Here is a 19,681-nt window from a genome sequence, read left to right as displayed (position 1 = left end):
CCATTGCTTTTTGCACTTCTAAGTATTTTGGTTGAAGTTGATGAACAACTTAAATCTAAGCATCATCATAACTTTATTTTCTGAATTAAATACCGTTTATAAAAAAGCCGCTCTAATTAAATTAAAGCGGTTTTGAAATATTAAATAATTGAAGTGAATTTAACCATTCATAGAAATGATAAATTCTTCATTATTTTTAGTTTGCTTAATGCGTTCACTTATAAACTCCATAGCTTCTACAGGATTCATATCAGCTAAATACTTTCGCATTACCCACATTTTTTGAACCATATCTTGATCGAGTAATAAATCATCTCGTCTTGTACTCGATGCCGTTAAGTCTATTGCAGGGAAAATACGTCGGTTAGCAATCTTACGGTCTAACTGTAGCTCCATATTTCCAGTTCCTTTAAACTCTTCAAAAATAACTTCATCCATTTTTGAGCCGGTATCTGTTAAAGCTGTAGCAATTATTGAAAGTGAGCCTCCATTTTCAATATTTCGAGCCGCACCGAAAAAGCGCTTTGGTTTATGTAAAGCATTAGCATCTACTCCGCCACTTAACACTTTACCACTTGCTGGCTGAACTGTATTATAAGCTCTAGCTAAACGCGTAATTGAGTCTAATAAAATAACCACATCATGACCACATTCAACTAATCGCTTAGCCTTATCAAGAACTATATTAGCTACTTTAACATGTTCATGTGCTTCTTTATCAAAAGTTGAAGCGACTACTTCACCTCGAACGCTTCGCTGCATATCCGTCACTTCTTCTGGACGTTCATCAATTAACAATACAATTTGATAAACTTCAGGATGGTTTGCTGCAATAGCATTGGCAATGTCTTTAAGCAACATTGTTTTACCTGTTTTTGGCTGTGATACAATCATACCACGTTGCCCTTTACCAATTGGTGCAAACATGTCCATAACTCGCGTGCTAATTGAAGAGCTTCGGTCTGCTATTCTAAAACGCTCTTTAGGAAATAATGGCGTTAAATGTTCAAAAGAAACACGATCACGCACAACTTGTGGGTCAAGACCGTTAATTTTATTGATTTTTATTAAAGGAAAATATTTTTCACCTTCTTTAGGTGGTCTAACTTGACCTAAAACAGTATCACCTGTTTTTAATCCAAATAATTTTATTTGAGATTGAGAAAGATAAATATCATCAGGAGATGATAAATAATTATAATCTGATGAACGTAAAAAACCGTAGCCATCAGGCATCATATCTAGTACACCTTCAGATTCTATAATCGCATCAAATTCATAATTTGGTTGTTTATATTTATTTCTGGTGTCTTTGTTACCGTTTTTCTGATTAGATTTCTGGTTAGATTGGTGAGACGAACGCTTCTGAGAAGCATCATTTTTAGAGTCTGAAGACTTTTTTTGATTTTGCTCTGATTTTGAATTTTGCTTCTGTGATTGTTTAGAAGACTGATTATTTTTTTGATTAGCGTCTTCCTTTTCTTTGGCTGAAGTTTGTTGCTGAGAATTTTTATTAGATTTTGTTTGATTAGAATTTTCAGACTTAGATTGGTTTGAAGCTGTCTTCTGTCTTTGTCGCTTAGTGTTTTTATCCTCAGTAGATTTAGATTCATCTGAAACCTTAGCAGCCGTTTTATTTTCATTCGTCTTTGTATTTTTTTTAGGAGATTCGTTTTTTGAATCTGACTGTGCTTTACTTTTGCTTTTTGAAGATGAAGCTTTTGCAGGACTCGATTCAGATAAAACAACAGATTTAACCTTTTCAGGATTGCTAGCCTGATAATCAAGAATTTGGTAAATTAAATCTAATTTTTTTAAACTCTTAAACTTTGGTACTTCTAGCTCTTTAGCAATATCTTGCAATTCAGGCAGTTTTTTTGCCTTTAATTCATTAATCTCTAACATTGATATTTATTGAAATTATTTTAAATATTTTGAAGTAAAATTGGGGTTTAAAATAATGTAATTGAATAGATTACAAAAAGCCCAAGTTTATGGACAGTGCAATTATACAACAAAATTTTAATTATGCCCTTATTTTCTCAGATAAACTACTATTTTTGTGCTGGAATTTTAGCATAATGATACAGCGTAGACAGTCTTTATATTTATTGGTAGTTGTTTTACTCAACGCGGTTGTATTTAATACAATAGACATTAATCAATTCAATATGTCGCATGTTTTAGGTGACCAATCAATCTTAATTATAAGGTCATTGTTCTCTATAAGCGCATTACTTGCTTTAATTACTATATTTTTGTTTAAAAACAGAAAGTTACAATTCGTTTTAGGACGTGTAAATATCATATTAAACTTTGTTTTAGTAGGTGTTTTCGTTTACGGTCTGCTAAATTTACCTGGAGAAAAACAATTTTCAGAGAAAGGTATTGAGATGCTTCTACCTATTATTTCTATCGTTTTTTTAGTGATGGCTAATAAAGCCATCAAAAAGGATGAAGATCTCGTAAAATCTGTTGACCGATTTCGTTAAACCACAAATCTTAGTGTATTTAGTGAAAGAAACCCCGAAATCAATCGGGGTTTCTTGGTTTTTAAAGTGATGTTTTTCCTCTTAAGCCTAATTTAATTAATTGAAGGTTTTTTAATTTAGCTTCGCATATTTCAAAACTCAACATGGTACGTTCTTTATGAAATCCGTGAACGCCAGCAGCACCAGGATTCATGTGCATTAATTTTAAATTTTGGTCTCGCATTACCTTTAAAATATGAGAATGTCCTGAAATAAATAAATCTGGTGGTTGTTGTTGAAGTGCTTCATGAATAGAAGGCACATAACGTTTCGGGTAGCCACCTATATGAGTCATCCAAACCTTAATACCATCACAATTAAATTTTTGATGCAAGGGAAACTCCCTACGAATCTCTTCGCCATCAATATTACCGTAAACAGCCCGAAGTTGAGAAACTTGTTTAATTTGATCGGTAACTTCAACCTTACCGATATCTCCAGCATGCCAAACTTCATCGGCTTTTTCAGCATGACTCAATATGCGATCGTCTATATAAGAATGTGTATCACTAAGTAATAAAATTTTCATCATAATAGTATTATAGCAAACTCTTAAGATTTACAAAGCCTATAAATTTTATCTTTGTAAAAAATAATTTTTTGAGGTACAAAGTTACATTATCTTATAGGGGTTTAGCTTATAATGGATGGCAAATTCAACCCAATCACTTAAGTGTCCAAGAACTTGTTGAAAGTGCATTAAGTACAGCGCTTCAACAAGAAATTAAAGTAGTTGGTGCTGGCAGGACTGACACTGGCGTTCACGCTTCGTTTTATATTGCTCATTTTGATTCTAAAATTATGATTGAAGAGTTGAGTCAACTTGTATTTAAATGCAACACTTTGCTGCCTAAAGATATTGCTTTTCAAAAAATTGAACGAGTTAAAGATGATTTTCATGCACGTTTTGATGCTAAATACCGTTCTTATCGATACCAAATTACGCAAAATAAAAACCCATTTGTCATCAATTCAGCTTACTATATTAAGCGTCAACTAGATTTAAAAATGATGAATGAATCTTGTGATATTTTAAAAAAACATCAAAACTTTAAAGCTTTTTCGAAGGTTAAAACTAGTGTCTACACGTATAATTGTAACATAATTGAAGCCGAATGGAAATTAGAAAATAATTTGGTTTGTTTTGAGATCAAGGCCAATCGATTTTTAAGAAATATGGTTCGTGCCATTGTTGGTACTATGATTGAAGTTGGTTTACACACGTTAACTTTAAAAGAATTTAATCAAATCATTATTGATCAAGATCGTAGAAAAGCTGGAAAATCTGTTCCTGCTCATGCCCTATTTTTAACTGATATTGGCTATTAAATGAAGACAAAAAAAAATAACTCAACTACTGGCAAAGCTTTTGATTTAGGCTTATTTAAGCGATTATTAGCATTCACGAAACCTTACAAGAAAACCTTTTATTTTGTGGCCATTGCAGCTATAGTATTATCTGCTTTAGGTGTAATGCGGCCTTATTTATTAAGATTTGCAATCGATGAAGGGATTGTAGAAAAAGACGCTAAAACAACTCAATTTTACATCCTCATGATGTTGCTTGTTTTAATTGGCGAGGTTATTTTTCAGTTTAGCTTCATCTTTTTTGCCAATTGGCTTGGTCAAAAAGTTATTCGAGATTTAAGGGTAAAGCTTTTTAACCACATGATGGACTTTAAAAAGCAATATTTTGATAATTCTTCAGTTGGTCGGCTAGTAACTAGGGCTGTAAGTGATATAGAAACAATTGCAAGTATATTTAGTCAAGGCTTATTCATGATTATTAGTGATTTATTAAAAATGATTGCTGTTTTATTTGTCATGTTTTACCAAAGTTGGCAACTCACCTTACTGGTGCTTACAGTTTTGCCTTATATTTTATATGCAACACGTGTTTTTCAAAAGAAAATGAAAGTTGCATTTGAAGATGTTAGAGCTCAAGTTTCTAACCTAAATTCATTTGTTCAAGAGCGCATCTCCGGAATGAAAATTGTTCAAATTTTTAATCGAGAACGAGAAGAATATAAAAATTTCAAAAATATTAACGAAAAGCACAAAAAGGCATGGATTAAAACGGTTTGGTATAATGCCATCTTCTTTCCTATCGCAGAAATGTCAACATCAATAACCATCGGTTTAATTGTTTGGTTTGGTGGTTTAAGGGTTGTTGAAAGTGATGCCTTATCACTTGGAATTATTATCATGTTTATAGAATTAGCGCAAATGCTATTTAGACCTTTGAGGCAAATCGCTGATAAATTTAATTCTCTTCAAATGGGAATGGTTGCAGCCAATCGTGTGTTTAATATTATAGATACCAATTCAAAAATTGAAAATCAAGGCCAAATTGAAGCTAAAAATCTAAAAGGCGACATTAAATTTCAGGAAGTTAGATTTAGCTATGTTAAAGACGAAGAAGTCTTAAAAGGCATTAATTTAGAAGTTAATTCTGGTGAAACTGTTGCTATTGTTGGCGCTACAGGCGCAGGAAAAAGTACCATCATTAATTTACTCAGCCGTTTTTATGATATTGATTCTGGTGAAATTATAGTTGATGGCAAAAATTTAAAATCTTATGAGCTTAATAGTCTAAGAGAAGAAATTGCAGTAGTCTTACAAGATGTATTTTTATTTGCAGATAGTATCTTAAAAAACATAAGCTTAAATAAACCGGACATAAAAGAAGCCGAAATTATTCAAGCAGCTAAAGATATTGGCGTTCACGAATTTATTAGTAGTTTACCTAATGCTTACCAATACAATGTTAAAGAACGCGGTGCGATGCTGTCTTCAGGGCAACGCCAACTTATTGCCTTTCTGCGCGCTTATGTCAGTAATCCTGGGATTTTAGTTCTTGATGAAGCAACATCTTCTATAGACTCCTATAGCGAGCAATTAATTCAGGAAGCGACAGAAAAAATCACAAAAGGAAGAACATCTATCATTATAGCGCATCGATTAGCAACCATTAAAACTGCTGATAAAATTATTGTGATGGATCAAGGCGAAATAAAAGAAGTAGGAAAACACGATGATCTTCTTAAAACCAACGGGTTTTACAAACGCTTATACGAAGCTCAGTTTGAAAAAGAGGTTAACATGAGTGCTTAATTGAAGTTTTTGCGATAAGTTGAATTTCATGTTTCAGTTTTAGTAAGGATCTACGTCTATAATTAATCGAATTGATTTAAAAGCGCCAATAGCTTCAAATTTATCGCGGCCTTTATTGATGTAAACTTTAGTTTTAGACAAACTGTGATGAGGCGGAATTTTAAGTAAAATATTTTTATGATACATATTACGTATACGGAGAATCGGCGGAAATTCGGGACCTAAAACCTGTTCTTTAAACACTTGCCGATAATAAGTTGCTAACCAAGTAGATGCTTCATTAACGCGATTAAAATCTTTCGACTTCAATGTAAATCTCACTAATCTAAAATAAGGTGGATATTTAAAGTGCTTTCGGTCATAAAGTTGTTCTTTATATAATTGTTTATAATTATAAGTGGTTACCTGCTGAAGCACTTGGTGATGAGGATTAAAACTTTGTATTAAAACTTCACCTTGCTTTTGTGTTCTGCCTGCTCTGCCTGCTACTTGTGTTAATAACTGAAAGCATCTTTCATGCGCCCTAAAATCTGGAAAATTCAACAAAGAATCAGCGTTTAAAACTCCAACCAAACTTACATCTCTAAAATCTAAACCTTTACTTAGCATTTGTGTTCCTACAAGAATATCTATTTCACCTTGTTCAAATTCAGTAATAAGATTGCCATAAGCATTTTTAGACCTTGTAGTATCTAAATCCATCCGCTTAATATTAACTTCTGGAAACAATGCTTTAGCCTCTACTTCAATTTGCTCAGTACCAAAACCTTTGGTCGATAAATCTTTACTTCCACAAGCCATACATTTTATTTGCATAGCGATATGATAACCACAATAATGACAACGCAAAGTGTTATTATGTTTGTGATAGGTTAAACTTACGTCACAATTTGGGCATTGAGGAGAATTTCCACAAGAATTACATTCTAAGATTGGCGAATATCCACGTCTGTTTTGAAATAAAATGACTTGTTCTCCTAATTTTAAAGTTTCTTGAATTTTAAGAATTAAGTCTTCAGAAAAATGACCTTTCATTTTTTTCTTCTTGTAACGCTCTTGAAGGTCAATAATATTTATTTTAGGAAACAAAACATTTCCAAAGCGTTTGGTTAGAGTTACATATGCATATTTTTTTTGTTTTACATTGTAAATACTTTCTATGCTTGGGGTTGCTGTGCCTAATATAACTTTTGCTTTAGAAAATTGAGCCAAAACAATAGCAGCATCTCTAGCTTGATATCGTGGTGCCGGATCATATTGTTTAAAACTTGTTTCGTGAGACTCGTCAACAATAATTAAACCTAGATTTTGAAAGGGTAAAAATATAGACGATCTTGCCCCTATTATAATTCGGCCTTTAGACTGATTAAGAACATGATTATAGGCTTCAACACGTTCATTAACAGAAAACTTACTGTGAAAAACAACCACTTGATCACCAAAATAATTTTGTAATCTCGTAATTAATTGAGTCGTGAGTGCAATTTCTGGTAAGAGGTATAATACTTGTTTGCCTGTTGCAATTTGAGCTTCAATAAGCTTAATATAAACTTCTGTTTTACCTGAAGATGTAACACCTTGAAATAAACATACATCTTTCGCCTCTAAGCCAAATTTTATATCATTTAAAGCTTTTTCTTGTAAATAACTTAGCTGAATATGATGTGAGGTTACTTCGGTTGTAAACTGTACACGATCTTGTTGTTTTTCTTCTTCAATTATTATGGCTTTATCGATCAATGCCTTAATTACAGCGTCTGAAACTCCAGTTTCTTGTTTCAGTTTGGTTTTAGTTATAGGCTTCTTTGTTGTTTCTAGAGCAATCATTTTCATGAAGACTTCTTTTTGCTTTTTGGCACGATTTAGAGATTCAAGAAGATCTTCAAATTTTTGTTGCTGATAATAAACAGAGTTCAGCCTAAGATATTTAATTAATTTTGGTTTGTATTGGCGATTTAATTCTTGATTAAAAACAATTAAATTTTTACCTAACATTTCGTTTAAAACCGGAAAAACTGTTTTTTTTCCTAAAATTGACATGACATCTGATAACTTCAAACTAGATTGCATATCAAGTGCATCTAAAATTAATATATGATGATCGCTAATAGATTCTATTTCATTTTGATTAATTTCGGGATGCTTTTCAATGATGGTTTCACTCTCAAGTAAAAACGCGCTAGGCAAGGCAGCTCTTAAGACTTCGCCTTCATTGCAGAGGTAATAGTCAGAAATCCATTTAAAAAACTTTAATTGTAATTGGGTTAAAATAGGTGTTTGGTCTAGAACATCTTCGATAGGTTTTGCTTCATAAGATTGTGGCGGATTATGGTGAATGTTAACAACAATTGCCGTATATATTTTGCGTTTTCCAAATTGAACAGCCACACGTTTACCTATTTCAATTTTGAAATCGTAATTGTGAGCTTCAAAAACGTAGGTAAAGCGTTTAGGAAGTGCTAACGGAAGTATAACATCTACAAACTGCAAATTAATTTATTTTTTAGTAACACGTTTCCAGGTTTGTGTTCGATAAAAAAATGCTACATATCCACGTACTTTTAATTCATTTGGATGATCAGGATTAATCCAAATTTTAGCATCATAGGTTTTACCATTTTCAGGATCTGTAATTCGACCATTAGTATATTCGTCTCCATCTTTTTCAAGATTTCTTAAAATGACAAGGCCTTCAATTTTTTTATTTTTCATGTTGCCTTTACATTTCTTACAACGCATGTTTTGTTTAGATTTTTTTAAAATCTTAGTTATTTTACCTTCAACTTGATTATTGTCCTTATAAATCTCAACGATAGATTTTTTAATACCAGATTGATCGTCTACGGTGTACCATTTACCAAAAACACTCTGACTATAGGTTGTCAAAGTGTTTAAGATTAAGAGAAAAAATATAGTTTTTAAGTATTTTTTCATAAATATTATAAATATAACATTGATTCTTTTAAGTCCTTATCAGCTGGTTTATCGCAAAGCCAAATACCAAATAGGGCTTTTTTAAACTCTAAACCTTTAATGCGTCCAGATTCCTTGCCATTTTTATAAACTACTATCCCAATTCCTGGTTGATAGGTAATATCAAAAACATCTTTTTTATTAATTTCATCGTTAAAAAAAGATTTAAATTGATCAATTTTTTGTCGAATTGGCCTTGTATTTCCATCCGTTGAATTTTCGAAACCATCTTCAACAGCATCAGTCATTTTATTGCTGCTTATTAAGCCCGATACAATATGAAGTTTTATTTCCATAGCTTCATCTGCGTTAATAATGGCATCAGCATCATGAGATTTATTTGTTAGATAAAGTCCACCTACATACATATCCATCCAAAATTTTTCGCGAACACCAGCGCCATTTAATTTAACTTCATACTGGCCAAAAGTGGTTGTGCTCGGAAAGTTAATTCCAGAAACTTCAGTTTGGGCAAAATTTATAGTTGTAAAACTAAAAACTAGCGCTATAATTAATATCTTTTTCATATTGATAAATTTATTTAGAATTGTGTCGTAATCTGTAAAGTGTTCCATTTAGCTCGAAACCTAAAAGTAAAATATTTGCATTTAGCCAAATGTATAACATTAAAATTAATAAAGCACCTATTGAACCATAGAGCTTATTATATGAACCGAAATTTTCTACATAAATCGAAAATAAAAATGTTGTTAATATGATTAAAAGTGTAGTAAAAACAGAACCTATTGAAAAAAAACTTGAACGTCTTCCTTCTTTGGTTCCAAAATAATACAAGATTGAAATCCCTATAAAAAGCATAGTTACAAACACTAAATACCGGCCAATTTGAGCATATAGAAGAGAATCACCAAACACACCTAATGACTTAAATTCGTTAATAATGTAAGTTAGATAAATGGTAGCAATAACTGTTAATAAAAGTAAAAAGGCTATAATAATAGCAACACCAACAGCAACTATATATTGCCGAATTATGGTACGATTTATTTTGGTGTGGTAAGAAAATTCAAAACTGGTGAAAATAGCATTAACACCATTAGACATCAAAAAAATTGACAGTATAAATACAAAAGATAACAATCCAGCTCGAGGATTACTAGCTATATCATGAAAAATTTCCTGAAATAAGCCACTAGTTTGAGGCGGCAAAATATTTTCTATAAAACTTAGTAACTCTGTTTGAAAATCTTCTATAAACCAAATAAAGGGAATTAAGTTGAGTAAAAACAACAAAAATGGAAATATAGCCATGAAAAAACTAAAAGCAATAGAACTTGCACGTGTAGAAAAAGTACCTTTAATGATACCCGCTGAATATAGTTTTAAAACATCGTATAAAGACAAACCGTCAAGTTTGGGTAATTTAATACGATGCAAACCAAGCGCAATCTTGGTTATAATATTTGTTGGCTCTAATCCTTTTGGTTGTTTAGGCATAGATTAAACAGCTTTTAAACTTAAATCTAAGTTATAAATTGAATGAGTTAATGCTCCTGAAGATATATAATCAACGCCACATTTAGCAAATTCAACTGCTGTTTCTGGAGTAATGCCACCACTAGACTCTGTTTTGCAAGCACTACCAATTAGATTGACAGCTTTTTGAGTATCGATATAAGAAAAGTTATCTAATAAAATACGTTCAACATGTTGAGAAGATTTTAAAATTTCTTCAACTTCAGCCAGATCACGTGCTTCAACTATAATTTTTAAGTCAAGTTGATTGTTTTTTAAATAGTTAACAGTTTTATTGATTGCTTTCGTAATTCCGCCTGCAAAATCGATATGGTTATCTTTTAACATGATCATATCATAAAGTGCATATCTGTGGTTAGTTCCGCCACCAATTTTTACAGCTAGTTTCTCTATGGCACGAATGCCTGGCGTAGTTTTACGAGTATCTAAAATTTGAGTTTTGTAGGGCTTTAAAAGATCGACAAACTGCTTGGTTTTTGTAGCAATAGCACTCATTCTTTGCATTATATTTAAGGCAATTCTTTCGCCTTTTAAAATATTTTGGTGTTTTCCGTAAATTGTAAAGGCTATGTCTCCATGTTTTATTGCGTTACCATCACTAATTAAGCTGTTAAAATCAAGTGAAGAATCGATTTGCTGAAATACTTTTTGAGCAATATCAATACCTGCTATAATCCCTTCATCTTTAACTAAAAGTTGTGCTTTACCTTCTGCTTCAGCTGGAATGCAGGCTAACGAAGAATGGTCTCCATCACCAACATCTTCCTTTAAGGCATTGATAATTATTTGTTGTATTTGTTGGTCAAGTTGATGCTGACTAATCATTTATCATTGTATTTTTGTCACACAAATCTAAGCTTTTTATAGCGTATGAACATAAATTTAATTGTAATTGGTAAAACTGACCAGTTAGCCATTAGAACTTTAATTGCTGATTATGAGAATCGAATTAAACATTTTGCTAAGTTTTCAATCATTGAAATTCCAGACGTAAAAGTCAGTAAAAAAACATCCGTTAAAGAACAAAAACGACTAGAAGCTGAACAATTAGAAAAATACATAGATAAGTCGCATATCACTATTCTTTTAGATGAAAAAGGAAAAGAATACACCTCAAAACAATTTGCACAACTTCTGCAAAAAAAAATGAATACTGGAATTAAAACTTTAAATTTTATTATTGGTGGTCCTTTCGGGTTTGATGAAAGATTTTATGATGCCAAATACCCTAAAATAGCATTCTCTAAAATGACGTTTTCACACCAAATGATAAGAATTTTTGTTACTGAACAAATTTATCGTGGATTTGCTATTTTAAACAACCTACCTTATCATCACAATTAACCTACTTTGCTTAACAAAATGATAAAAAGCTGAAGTCACATAACAAAACTGAAGTTAACTTATACATATTTATTACTTTTGTGTAAAATTAAGTATTTATGAGTACAGTTGTTGAAGCACCTCAAAAAAAGAAAGTCACTAAAGGTAAACCAAAATGGTTACGTGTTAAGCTGCCAACTGGCGAAAAATATAGAAATCTTAGAAATTTAGTAGATAAGTACGATTTACACACCATTTGTACATCTGGAAGTTGTCCCAATATGGGAGAATGCTGGGGAGAAGGAACGGCAACTTTCATGATTTTAGGTAATATTTGTACGCGTTCATGTGGGTTCTGTGGTGTAAAAACAGGGAGACCAGAAGACGTTGAGTGGGATGAGCCAGAAAAAGTTGCTAGATCGATTAAATTAATGGGTATAAAACACGCTGTGATAACTTCTGTAGATCGTGATGATTTAAAAGATATGGGTTCTATTATTTGGGCTGAAACAGTAAAAGCTATTCGAAGAATGAACCCAAACACAACGCTTGAAACATTAATACCAGATTTTCAGGGTAATACCAGAAATATCGACCGTATAATTGAAGTTTCACCAGAAGTTGTATCACACAATATGGAAACTGTTAGACGTTTAACTCGCGAAGTTAGGATACAAGCAAAATATGATCGAAGTTTAGAAGTTTTACGCTACCTAAAAGCCAATGGCATTAGAAGAACAAAATCAGGAATAATGCTTGGTTTAGGAGAACAAGAAGACGAAGTTATTCAAGTTCTTAAAGATTTGCGTTCCGTAGATGTAGATGTAGTTACAATAGGTCAATATTTACAACCTAGTAAACAGCATTTGCCTGTACAAAGTTTTGTTACGCCAGATCAATTTAAAAAATATGAAGAAATAGGAAAAGATTTAGGCTTTAGACATGTAGAAAGCTCTGCATTAGTGAGATCTTCATACAAAGCTCAAAAGCACATTAACTAAGTATGCAAAAACCTATAAGAATCGCTATTAATGGCTTTGGTCGCATTGGCCGAAGCCTTTTTAGATTAGCATATCAACACCTTCAATTCGATATTGTTGCCATTAATGATTTAGCTAACACTAAAACACTTGCTCATCTTTTGAAATACGATAGCATACATGGGCAATTTAATGCTGAAATTAAAACTGATGGTGATAAAATTATCATCGGTCAAGATGTTATTAACACCTATCAAATCGAAACTTTAGAGAAATTAAACTGGAAAAAAGATGAAGTTGATTTTGTTGTTGAATGTACCGGAAAATTTAAAACCAAAACAGAATTACAAGCACACTTAAAGGCTGGTGCTAAAAAAGTAATATTAAGTGTACCTTCATCAGACGATTCTGTTAAAATGATAGTTTTAGGTGTTAATGATGAGTATTTAAGTGATCACGATACTATAATTTCAAACGCCTCATGTACCACTAATAATGCCGCACCTTTGCTAAAAGTAATTCATGAAAATATAGGCGTAAAGCACGCTTACATATCTACAGTACATTCATTTACATCAGACCAAAGTTTACATGACCAACCACATCGCGATTTACGAAGAGCTAGAGCAGCAACACAATCAATTATCCCAACAACAACAGGTGCTGCAAAAGCACTTACAAAGATTTTTCCTGATTTAAGTGAGGTTATAGGTGGCTGCGGTATTCGAGTACCTGTACCAAATGGGTCATTAACTGATATGACACTCAATGTGAATCGCAAAACAAGTATTGAAGAAATTAATAGTTTATTTAAAGAAGCCTCTAAAAATAAACTCAAAGGAATTTTGACTTATACTGAAGACCCTATTGTTTCGGTTGACATTTTAGGAAGTCCATATTCATGTACCTTTGATGCTGGCATGACATCAGTTATTGGTGGAGATTTAGTAAAATTAATTGGTTGGTACGACAATGAGCGCGGTTACAGCAATCGTTTAATTGATTTAATGCTTAAAATGAATCGATAAACTGTCTCAATTCATTATAAAACTGTTTTTCTTTCTGAATAATTTGAGATTGAATCGGTAGATGATATAAACCTTTATCATCAAAATTTAATTTTAATCGCATAAAATCTTTAGTCGTTGTAAGAATGGGCTTTTTGTAAGATTTTAATTGATTTATTTCGGCTAAATTGAAGTTATGATGATCTGCAAATTCATGGTGCTTGAACTTTTTTCCTTGGGATTTTAAAAATTCTACCAATGGTTTTGGGTTTGCAATACCTGTTACTAAAATAAAATCATCAAAATCACTTAAATCTATTACAGATGTTATTGAGTAGATTGCTTTACTGTAATTAATCGCTGAAAAATAAAGCGATTGATTAGGATTTAATTTTAACTTATTAGATATGATTTTTTGCTCATTACTCGATAGACTCTCAGGGCACTTTGTAACAATAATCATATCAGCTCTATTTGCAGCATATTTTGCATCCCTTAAGTTGCCAACAGGTAGCAAATAATCGTCTATATATAAATCTTTATAAGTCGTTAACAAAATAGACAAACCAGGATTAATTTTCCGATGTTGAAAAGCATCATCAAGCAAAATAAGGTCTGTCTTAGGCTTTAATTTTAGTATATTTAAAACACCTATCACACGATTTTCACAAACAGCGACTGTTAATTGATCATCAAATGTAGATTTAAACTGTAAAGGTTCATCACCTACAGAACTAGCCACATCGTTAACTTCAACTAAACGAAAACCTCGTGTTGAGCGCTTATACCCACGGCTTAAACTAGCCATATTGTATTCCGTAGAAAATTGACTAACAATATCAGCTATTAGAGGCGATTTTCCAGTACCACCAAAACTTAAATTTCCTATACAAATCACAGGCAAATCAAACTGAGTTGAAGTTTTTATACCATAATCATATAATTTATGCCTGATAAAAACTATCAAACCATAAATTAGAGAAAAAGGAAACAATAAAAGTCTGAGATGTTTCATATTTTGCTAAATTAAAATTTAATTTGTTTTAAATAGAAAATCATGAAGATAAAGGATGTTATAAACTACTTAGAAGAGAAAATTCCTACAAATTATGCAGAAGATTTCGATAACGTGGGTTTACTGGTTGGTAATCAAGAGCTTCAATTAAAAGGCATTTTAATTACCTTAGATACGCTCGAAAGTGTTGTTGATGAAGCTATTGAAAATTCGTGTAATCTAATTATTAGTTTTCATCCAATTATTTTTAAAGGCTTAAAAAAAATTACAGGAAGCTCTTATGTAGAGCGAGTTGTCTTGAAGGCAATTAAACACGATATCTCAATTTATGCTATACATACCGCTTTAGACAATTATAAATTTGGCGTTAATAATATGATTTGTGATAAATTAGGAATTATCAATCGTGAAATCTTAATTCCTCAAGCATCGACTATAAAAAAATTGACAACTTATATTCCAAATGAAAGTTTCAGCAAAGTTCAGAAAGCCTTATTCAGTGCTGGTGCTGGTCATATTGGTAATTATAGTAATTGTAGTTTTAAATTAAAAGGTCAAGGAAGTTTTAAACCGGAAGAAGGAACTGACCCTTATATAGGAAATCAGGGTGAAATACATCATGAAGAAGAAACACAACTTAACATTACATATCAAAAACACTTAGAATCAAAAGTTTTAAAAGCTCTTTTTAACAATCATCCCTATGAGGAAGTAGCATATGAAATAGAAACTTTAGAAAATAAAAACCAAGACATTGGAATTGGAATGGTAGGAGAATTAGAAAATGAAATACCTACAATTGAAGCTTTCAAACAAATTAAAACAACATTTAATCCTAAGTCTATAAGACATTCTAAACCTCATAAAAAATCAATAAAAAAAATAGCTGTATTAGGCGGCAGCGGATCTTTTGCAATTGAAGTCGCTAAGGCTAAAAAGGCTGATATTTATATGACAGCAGACTTGAAATATCATGATTTTTATAAAGCTGAAAATGAAATAACTTTAGTTGATGTGGGACATTATGAAAGTGAACAATACACAAAAGAATTAATACATGCTCTACTTCAGAAAAAATTTCATAATTTTGCAATCGTTTTATCAAATATTAATACCAACCCAATTCAATATTTTTGATTATGGCAAAGAAAAAAGAGGTTACAGTAGAAGAAAAGCTAAGAGCTTTATATGATTTACAACTTATAGATTCACGAATAGATGAAATAAGAAATATGCGTGGTGAATTACCTCTTGAAGTTGAAGATTTAGAAGATGAAGTAGCAGGCTTAACTAAGCGAATTGAGAAGCTAGAATCTGATCTAGTTGAATTAGATGAAAAAATAAAATCTAAACAACATTTTATCACAGAGGCTCAAGAGCTCATTAAAAAATATAAAAAGCAACAAGATAATGTTAGGAATAATAGAGAATTTGATGCATTAACAAAAGAGATTGAGTATCAAGAATTAGAAATTGAGTTAGCAGAGAAACACATACGTGAATTTAAAGCACAAATAGAGCACAAATCAGAAGTATTAGAAACTACAAAAGAAAAAATCAATCAACGTCAAGAACACTTAGAGCACAAAAAATCTGAGTTAGACAATATTTTACAAGAGACTGAAAAAGAAGAAGCTGCATTAGCAAAAAAAGCAGAAAGCTTCAAAAAAGATATTGAAGATCGTCTTGTAAAAGCGTATGAACGTATAAGAAGCAATGTTAAAAATGGTTTAGCAGTAGTAACCATAGAAAGAGGTGCTTCAGGTGGTTCTTTTTTTACAATACCACCTCAAGTTCAAGTTGAAATTGCGGCTCGTAGAAAAGTAATAATTGACGAACACTCTGGAAGAATATTAGTTGATCAAGTACTCGCAGAAGAAGAAACTGATAAAATGCAAAAACTATTTAAAAAGTTAAGTTAAATTTAGTTTGTTTATAAGAAAATCAAAAGCCTAAACAATAGTTTAGGCTTTTATATTTTAAAATATTGAAATATGCATAAATACAACTATTTTATTTTTGGATTAGTTCTAATTTTACAATCATGTACAATATCTGCACAATCGGAAACGCCCAGTGAAATAGAATCAAAAAAATATAAAGAATTTTCTAAAGCATATTTCGCAAGTGGCTGCTTTTGGTGTGTCGAAGCAATATATGAATCCGTTAAAGGCGTAAAAGAAGTATATTCAGGTTATTCAGGAGGTTTTACAAAAAATCCAACTTATGCCTCTAGTAATACAGGTAAAACAGGTCATGCCGAAAGCGTTATGGTAATTTATGATTCCTCAAAAATAAATTTTAAAACTTTAGTTGATATTTATTTTGGAAGTCAAAATATTAGTCAAGTAAATGGTCAAGGGCCTGATATAGGTTCTCAGTATAGGTCAATTATATTTTATAAAGATTTAGAAGAAAAAAGAATAATCAATAACAAAATTGAGAAAATTAAAAGTGAAGGTATAAAAGTAGCAGCAGAAGTTATGCAGTTTGAAAAGTTTTGGTTTGCTGAAGAGTACCATCAAGATTACAAGAAAAAAAACCCTAATAATAGTTATATTAAGGCCATTTCTAATCCAAGATTTAATAGATTCAAAAATAAATTCCCTGACTTGATAAAAGATAAATAATTTCAAGATGGATGTGCAACTATGTCTATGAATTAGTAAAGTACTTTAATAATTTTTATCAGAATTATATAATCATTGATTTCGAAGAGCTTAGTATTACTAAGTTAAGATTAAGCTTAGCTATTGAGACTTCAAAACACATAAAAAGGTCTTTTAATCTATTAGGAATTAAATTACCTACACGCATGTAATACTAAAAAATAAAAACCCCCTTTAGAATAATACTCTAAAGGGGGTTTTAGTTAAAAGGAAGGCGGCGACCTACTCTCCCACGATTGTAGTACCATCGGCGCTAACGAGCTTAACTTCTCTGTTCGGAATGGGAAGAGGTGAGCCTCGTTGCTATAACCACCTTAAGTTGATCTGTTTACATAATAATTAAACAGTATGAGTTGACATAATCGGTGATAAAATAAGTTAGATACTAACTTTTATTATTAAAATTCATTAAAAGAGCTGTTATAATAAGCTTTTGGGTAATTAGTACTACTCGGCTATGACATTACTGCCTTTACACCTGTAGCCTATCAACGTTGTCGTCTTCAACGACCCTTTAAAGAAATCTCATCTTGTGGTGGGTTTCGCGCTTATATGCTTTCAGCGCTTATCCCTGCCAAACGTAGCTACTCTGCAATGCTCCTGGCGGAACAACAGATACACCAGAGGTTTGTCCAACTCGGTCCTCTCGTACTAGAGTCAGATCCACGCAAATTTCTAACGCCCACTGTAGATAGAGACCGAACTGTCTCACGACGTTCTGAACCCAGCTCGCGTGCCACTTTAATGGGCGAACAGCCCAACCCTTGGGACCTTCTCCAGCCCCAGGATGTGACGAGCCGACATCGAGGTGCCAAACCCCCCCGTCGATGTGAGCTCTTGGGGGAGATCAGCCTGTTATCCCCGGAGTACCTTTTATCCTTTGAGCGATGGCCCTTCCATGCGGAACCACCGGATCACTATGCTCTACTTTCGTACCTGATCGACTTGTAGGTCTCTCAGTCAAGCTCCCTTATGCCATTGCACTCTACGCACGGTTACCAAGCGTGCTGAGGGAACCTTTAGAAGCCTCCGTTACTATTTTGGAGGCGACCACCCCAGTCAAACTACCCACCAAGTAATGTCTCCCTATTTAGGGATTAGGCTTCAAACAAGTAAAGGGTGGTATTTCAACAATGACTCCACGATACCTAGCGATACCGCTTCAATGTCTCCCACCTATCCTACACATCACTTATCCAAAGTCAATACTAAGCTATAGTAAAGGTTCACGGGGTCTTTTCGTCCCACAGCGGGTAATCGGCATCTTCACCGATACTACAATTTCACCGAGCTCATGGCTGAGACAGTGTCCAGATCGTTGCACCATTCGTGCAGGTCGGAACTTACCCGACAAGGAATTTCGCTACCTTAGGACCGTTATAGTTACGGCCGCCGTTTACTGGGGCTTCAATTCAATGCTTCTCCGAAGATAACATCTCCTCTTAACCTTCCAGCACCGGGCAGGTGTCAGGCCCTATACGTCATCTCTCAATTTCGCAGAGCCCTGTGTTTTTGATAAACAGTCGCCTGGACCTCTTCACTGCGGCCCCACCGAAGTGGGGCGACCCTTCTCCCGAAGTTACGGGCCCATTTTGCCTAGTTCCTTAGCCATGAATCTCTCGAGCACCTTAGATTTCTCATCCCAACTACCTGTGTCGGTTTACGGTACGGGCTGCTTTATTCGATTTTCTTGGAAAGACCGCCTCTAGATTATCACCGCCACCGTAGCTTTGGCGTACTATCCCATACTTACATATGGTTCAACGTGCAATTCCGTCTGCACGCACTAGATTTGCTCTTCCGTCTCTTTTAATATAAAGCAGGTAGCAGAATATTAACTGCTTGTCCATCGACTACCCCTTTCGGGTTCGCCTTAGGCCCCGACTAACCCTCAGCTGATTAGCATAGCTGAGGAATCCTTGGTCTTTCGGTGTGCGGGTTTCTCGCCCGCATTATCGTTACTTATGCCTACATTTTCTTTTCTAAACACTCCAGAATACCTTACAGTACACCTTCTACGCCGTTTAGAATGCTCCCCTACCTCTCATAAATTATATCTATGAAAGCATAGCTTCGGTAATATACTTATGCCCGATTATTATCCATGCCTGACCGCTCGACTAGTGAGCTGTTACGCACTCTTTAAATGAATGGCTGCTTCCAAGCCAACATCCTAGCTGTCTATGCAGTTAGACCGCGTTTATTCAACTTAGTATATATTTAGGGACCTTAGCTGATGCTCTGGGTTCTTTCCCTCTCGGACATGGACCTTAGCACCCATGCCCTCACTGATAGCTATCATTTTATAGCATTCGGAGTTTGTCAGGAATTGGTAGGCGGTGAAGCCCCCGCATCCAATCAGTAGCTCTACCTCTATAAAACTATTACTATCGCTGCACCTAAATGCATTTCGGGGAGTACGAGCTATTTCCGAGTTTGATTGGCCTTTCACCCCTACCCTCAGGTCATCCCAAGACTTTTCAACGTCAACGGGTGCGGTCCTCCACTTTGGGTTAACAAAGCTTCAACCTGCCCAAGGGTAGATCACACGGTTTCGCGTCTACCAATGCTA

Annotated in this window: 18 protein-coding genes and 2 rRNA genes (1 of these 20 cut by a window edge); 10 read left to right on the top strand and 10 right to left on the bottom strand. The window is 33.4% G+C overall.

The genetic code is table 11. The annotated features are described in order from the left end of the window. Positions 1 to 159: 159 nt before the first annotated feature. A complete protein-coding gene (rho, locus tag IMZ30_RS11095; RefSeq protein WP_207038362.1) occupies positions 160 to 1,905 on the bottom strand; it encodes a transcription termination factor Rho in 1,746 nt (581 codons plus the stop codon). Positions 1,906 to 2,081: 176 nt separating this feature from the next. Between rho and IMZ30_RS11090 the strand changes: the two genes are divergently transcribed. After that, complete coding sequence (locus tag IMZ30_RS11090; RefSeq protein ID WP_207039724.1) at positions 2,082 to 2,492, top strand: DUF4293 domain-containing protein; 411 nt, start codon at positions 2,082 to 2,084, stop codon at positions 2,490 to 2,492. Positions 2,493 to 2,553: 61 nt separating this feature from the next. Here the strand turns inward: IMZ30_RS11090 and IMZ30_RS11085 are convergent, their stop codons facing one another. Then, positions 2,554 to 3,063 (bottom strand): metallophosphoesterase family protein, encoded by a 510-nt coding sequence (locus IMZ30_RS11085; RefSeq protein ID WP_207038361.1) that lies wholly within the window; start codon positions 3,061 to 3,063, stop codon positions 2,554 to 2,556. A 68-nt stretch (positions 3,064 to 3,131) separates the two neighbouring features. On the opposite strand from IMZ30_RS11085, the gene truA reads away from it, so the two are divergent. After that, on the top strand, positions 3,132 to 3,860 hold the full coding sequence (gene truA, locus IMZ30_RS11080; protein WP_207038360.1) for a tRNA pseudouridine(38-40) synthase TruA: 729 nt from the start codon (positions 3,132 to 3,134) through the stop codon (positions 3,858 to 3,860). Next, positions 3,861 to 5,645 carry an ABC transporter ATP-binding protein gene (locus IMZ30_RS11075; RefSeq protein ID WP_207038359.1) on the top strand — a complete coding sequence of 595 codons (1,785 nt, stop codon included), beginning with the start codon at positions 3,861 to 3,863 and terminating at the stop codon, positions 5,643 to 5,645. A 39-nt stretch (positions 5,646 to 5,684) separates the two neighbouring features. Here IMZ30_RS11075 and priA read toward each other — a convergent pair whose 3' ends face one another. From priA to nadC, 5 genes are read right to left on the bottom strand one after another with little or no spacing between them, the layout of a single operon-like run. Further along, positions 5,685 to 8,135, bottom strand: a complete 2,451-nt coding sequence (gene priA / locus IMZ30_RS11070) for a primosomal protein N' (RefSeq protein WP_207038358.1) — start codon at positions 8,133 to 8,135, stop codon at positions 5,685 to 5,687. A 6-nt stretch (positions 8,136 to 8,141) separates the two neighbouring features. After that, the gene (locus IMZ30_RS11065; RefSeq protein ID WP_207038357.1) at positions 8,142 to 8,579 is read right to left on the bottom strand and encodes a DUF2147 domain-containing protein; all 438 of its coding nucleotides are present in this window, start codon (positions 8,577 to 8,579) and stop codon (positions 8,142 to 8,144) included. Between the two features lie 5 nt (positions 8,580 to 8,584). Beyond that, the gene (locus IMZ30_RS11060) at positions 8,585 to 9,145 is read right to left on the bottom strand and encodes a chalcone isomerase family protein (RefSeq protein ID WP_207038356.1); all 561 of its coding nucleotides are present in this window, start codon (positions 9,143 to 9,145) and stop codon (positions 8,585 to 8,587) included. Between the two features lie 10 nt (positions 9,146 to 9,155). Further along, a complete protein-coding gene (locus tag IMZ30_RS11055) occupies positions 9,156 to 10,076 on the bottom strand; it encodes a YihY/virulence factor BrkB family protein (protein WP_207038355.1) in 921 nt (306 codons plus the stop codon). A gap of 3 nt (positions 10,077 to 10,079) precedes the next feature. After that, the gene (gene nadC, locus IMZ30_RS11050; RefSeq protein ID WP_207038354.1) at positions 10,080 to 10,940 is read right to left on the bottom strand and encodes a carboxylating nicotinate-nucleotide diphosphorylase; all 861 of its coding nucleotides are present in this window, start codon (positions 10,938 to 10,940) and stop codon (positions 10,080 to 10,082) included. A 45-nt stretch (positions 10,941 to 10,985) separates the two neighbouring features. On the opposite strand from nadC, the gene IMZ30_RS11045 reads away from it, so the two are divergent. The 3 genes from IMZ30_RS11045 (at position 10,986) to gap (ending at position 13,446) form a co-directional block, all read left to right on the top strand. After that, positions 10,986 to 11,459: a 23S rRNA (pseudouridine(1915)-N(3))-methyltransferase RlmH gene (locus tag IMZ30_RS11045; RefSeq protein ID WP_207038353.1), complete on the top strand. Its 474-nt coding sequence runs from the start codon at positions 10,986 to 10,988 to the stop codon at positions 11,457 to 11,459. Between the two features lie 98 nt (positions 11,460 to 11,557). Further along, a complete protein-coding gene (gene lipA / locus IMZ30_RS11040; RefSeq protein WP_207038352.1) occupies positions 11,558 to 12,439 on the top strand; it encodes a lipoyl synthase in 882 nt (293 codons plus the stop codon). 2 nt (positions 12,440 to 12,441) lie between these two features. After that, the gene (gene gap / locus IMZ30_RS11035; RefSeq protein ID WP_207038351.1) at positions 12,442 to 13,446 is read left to right on the top strand and encodes a type I glyceraldehyde-3-phosphate dehydrogenase; all 1,005 of its coding nucleotides are present in this window, start codon (positions 12,442 to 12,444) and stop codon (positions 13,444 to 13,446) included. On the opposite strand, the gene lpxK is transcribed toward gap, so the two are convergent. Beyond that, positions 13,430 to 14,440: a tetraacyldisaccharide 4'-kinase gene (lpxK, locus tag IMZ30_RS11030; RefSeq protein ID WP_207038350.1), complete on the bottom strand. Its 1,011-nt coding sequence runs from the start codon at positions 14,438 to 14,440 to the stop codon at positions 13,430 to 13,432. The two genes, gap and lpxK, sit on opposite strands and share 17 nt — an antisense overlap. A 42-nt stretch (positions 14,441 to 14,482) precedes the next feature. Between lpxK and IMZ30_RS11025 the strand changes: the two genes are divergently transcribed. The 4 genes from IMZ30_RS11025 (at position 14,483) to IMZ30_RS12050 (ending at position 17,261) form a co-directional block, all read left to right on the top strand. Next, entirely contained in the window at positions 14,483 to 15,577 is a 1,095-nt protein-coding gene (locus IMZ30_RS11025) for a Nif3-like dinuclear metal center hexameric protein (protein WP_207038349.1), read from the top strand. A gap of 2 nt (positions 15,578 to 15,579) precedes the next feature. Then, a complete protein-coding gene (locus tag IMZ30_RS11020) occupies positions 15,580 to 16,362 on the top strand; it encodes a zinc ribbon domain-containing protein (protein WP_207038348.1) in 783 nt (260 codons plus the stop codon). A gap of 72 nt (positions 16,363 to 16,434) precedes the next feature. Next, positions 16,435 to 17,070, top strand: coding sequence for a peptide-methionine (S)-S-oxide reductase MsrA (msrA, locus tag IMZ30_RS11015; protein WP_207038347.1), 636 nt, complete (start codon positions 16,435 to 16,437; stop codon positions 17,068 to 17,070). An 11-nt stretch (positions 17,071 to 17,081) separates the two neighbouring features. Beyond that, positions 17,082 to 17,261 carry a DALR anticodon-binding domain-containing protein gene (locus IMZ30_RS12050; RefSeq protein WP_207038346.1) on the top strand — a complete coding sequence of 60 codons (180 nt, stop codon included), beginning with the start codon at positions 17,082 to 17,084 and terminating at the stop codon, positions 17,259 to 17,261. Between the two features lie 57 nt (positions 17,262 to 17,318). Here the strand turns inward: IMZ30_RS12050 and rrf are convergent. Both rrf and IMZ30_RS11000 read right to left on the bottom strand, forming a co-directional pair. Then, a 5S ribosomal RNA gene (rrf, locus tag IMZ30_RS11005) occupies positions 17,319 to 17,426 on the bottom strand. Positions 17,427 to 17,530: 104 nt separating this feature from the next. Continuing rightward, a 23S ribosomal RNA gene (locus IMZ30_RS11000) occupies positions 17,531 to 19,681 on the bottom strand (it continues 685 nt past the right edge of the window).

Source organism: Psychroflexus sp. ALD_RP9 (genome assembly GCF_017311165.1).
Taxonomy (GTDB): Bacteria; Bacteroidota; Bacteroidia; order Flavobacteriales; family Flavobacteriaceae; genus Psychroflexus.
This window is presented reverse-complemented; position numbering and strand designations above follow the sequence as displayed.

Coding starts and splice junctions, on each gene's coding strand:
- lipA (WP_207038352.1), top strand. CDS start 11,558: ATGAGTACAGTTGTTGAAGCACCTCAAAAAAAGAAAGTCACTAAAGGT.
- rho (WP_207038362.1), bottom strand. CDS start 1,905: ATGTTAGAGATTAATGAATTAAAGGCAAAAAAACTGCCTGAATTGCAA.
- IMZ30_RS11065 (WP_207038357.1), bottom strand. CDS start 8,579: ATGAAAAAATACTTAAAAACTATATTTTTTCTCTTAATCTTAAACACT.
- IMZ30_RS11020 (WP_207038348.1), top strand. CDS start 15,580: ATGGCAAAGAAAAAAGAGGTTACAGTAGAAGAAAAGCTAAGAGCTTTA.
- IMZ30_RS11060 (WP_207038356.1), bottom strand. CDS start 9,145: ATGAAAAAGATATTAATTATAGCGCTAGTTTTTAGTTTTACAACTATA.
- IMZ30_RS11055 (WP_207038355.1), bottom strand. CDS start 10,076: ATGCCTAAACAACCAAAAGGATTAGAGCCAACAAATATTATAACCAAG.
- IMZ30_RS11075 (WP_207038359.1), top strand. CDS start 3,861: ATGAAGACAAAAAAAAATAACTCAACTACTGGCAAAGCTTTTGATTTA.
- IMZ30_RS11090 (WP_207039724.1), top strand. CDS start 2,082: ATGATACAGCGTAGACAGTCTTTATATTTATTGGTAGTTGTTTTACTC.
- IMZ30_RS11025 (WP_207038349.1), top strand. CDS start 14,483: ATGAAGATAAAGGATGTTATAAACTACTTAGAAGAGAAAATTCCTACA.
- gap (WP_207038351.1), top strand. CDS start 12,442: ATGCAAAAACCTATAAGAATCGCTATTAATGGCTTTGGTCGCATTGGC.
- IMZ30_RS12050 (WP_207038346.1), top strand. CDS start 17,082: ATGTGCAACTATGTCTATGAATTAGTAAAGTACTTTAATAATTTTTAT.
- IMZ30_RS11085 (WP_207038361.1), bottom strand. CDS start 3,063: ATGATGAAAATTTTATTACTTAGTGATACACATTCTTATATAGACGAT.
- msrA (WP_207038347.1), top strand. CDS start 16,435: ATGCATAAATACAACTATTTTATTTTTGGATTAGTTCTAATTTTACAA.
- lpxK (WP_207038350.1), bottom strand. CDS start 14,440: ATGAAACATCTCAGACTTTTATTGTTTCCTTTTTCTCTAATTTATGGT.
- IMZ30_RS11045 (WP_207038353.1), top strand. CDS start 10,986: ATGAACATAAATTTAATTGTAATTGGTAAAACTGACCAGTTAGCCATT.
- nadC (WP_207038354.1), bottom strand. CDS start 10,940: ATGATTAGTCAGCATCAACTTGACCAACAAATACAACAAATAATTATC.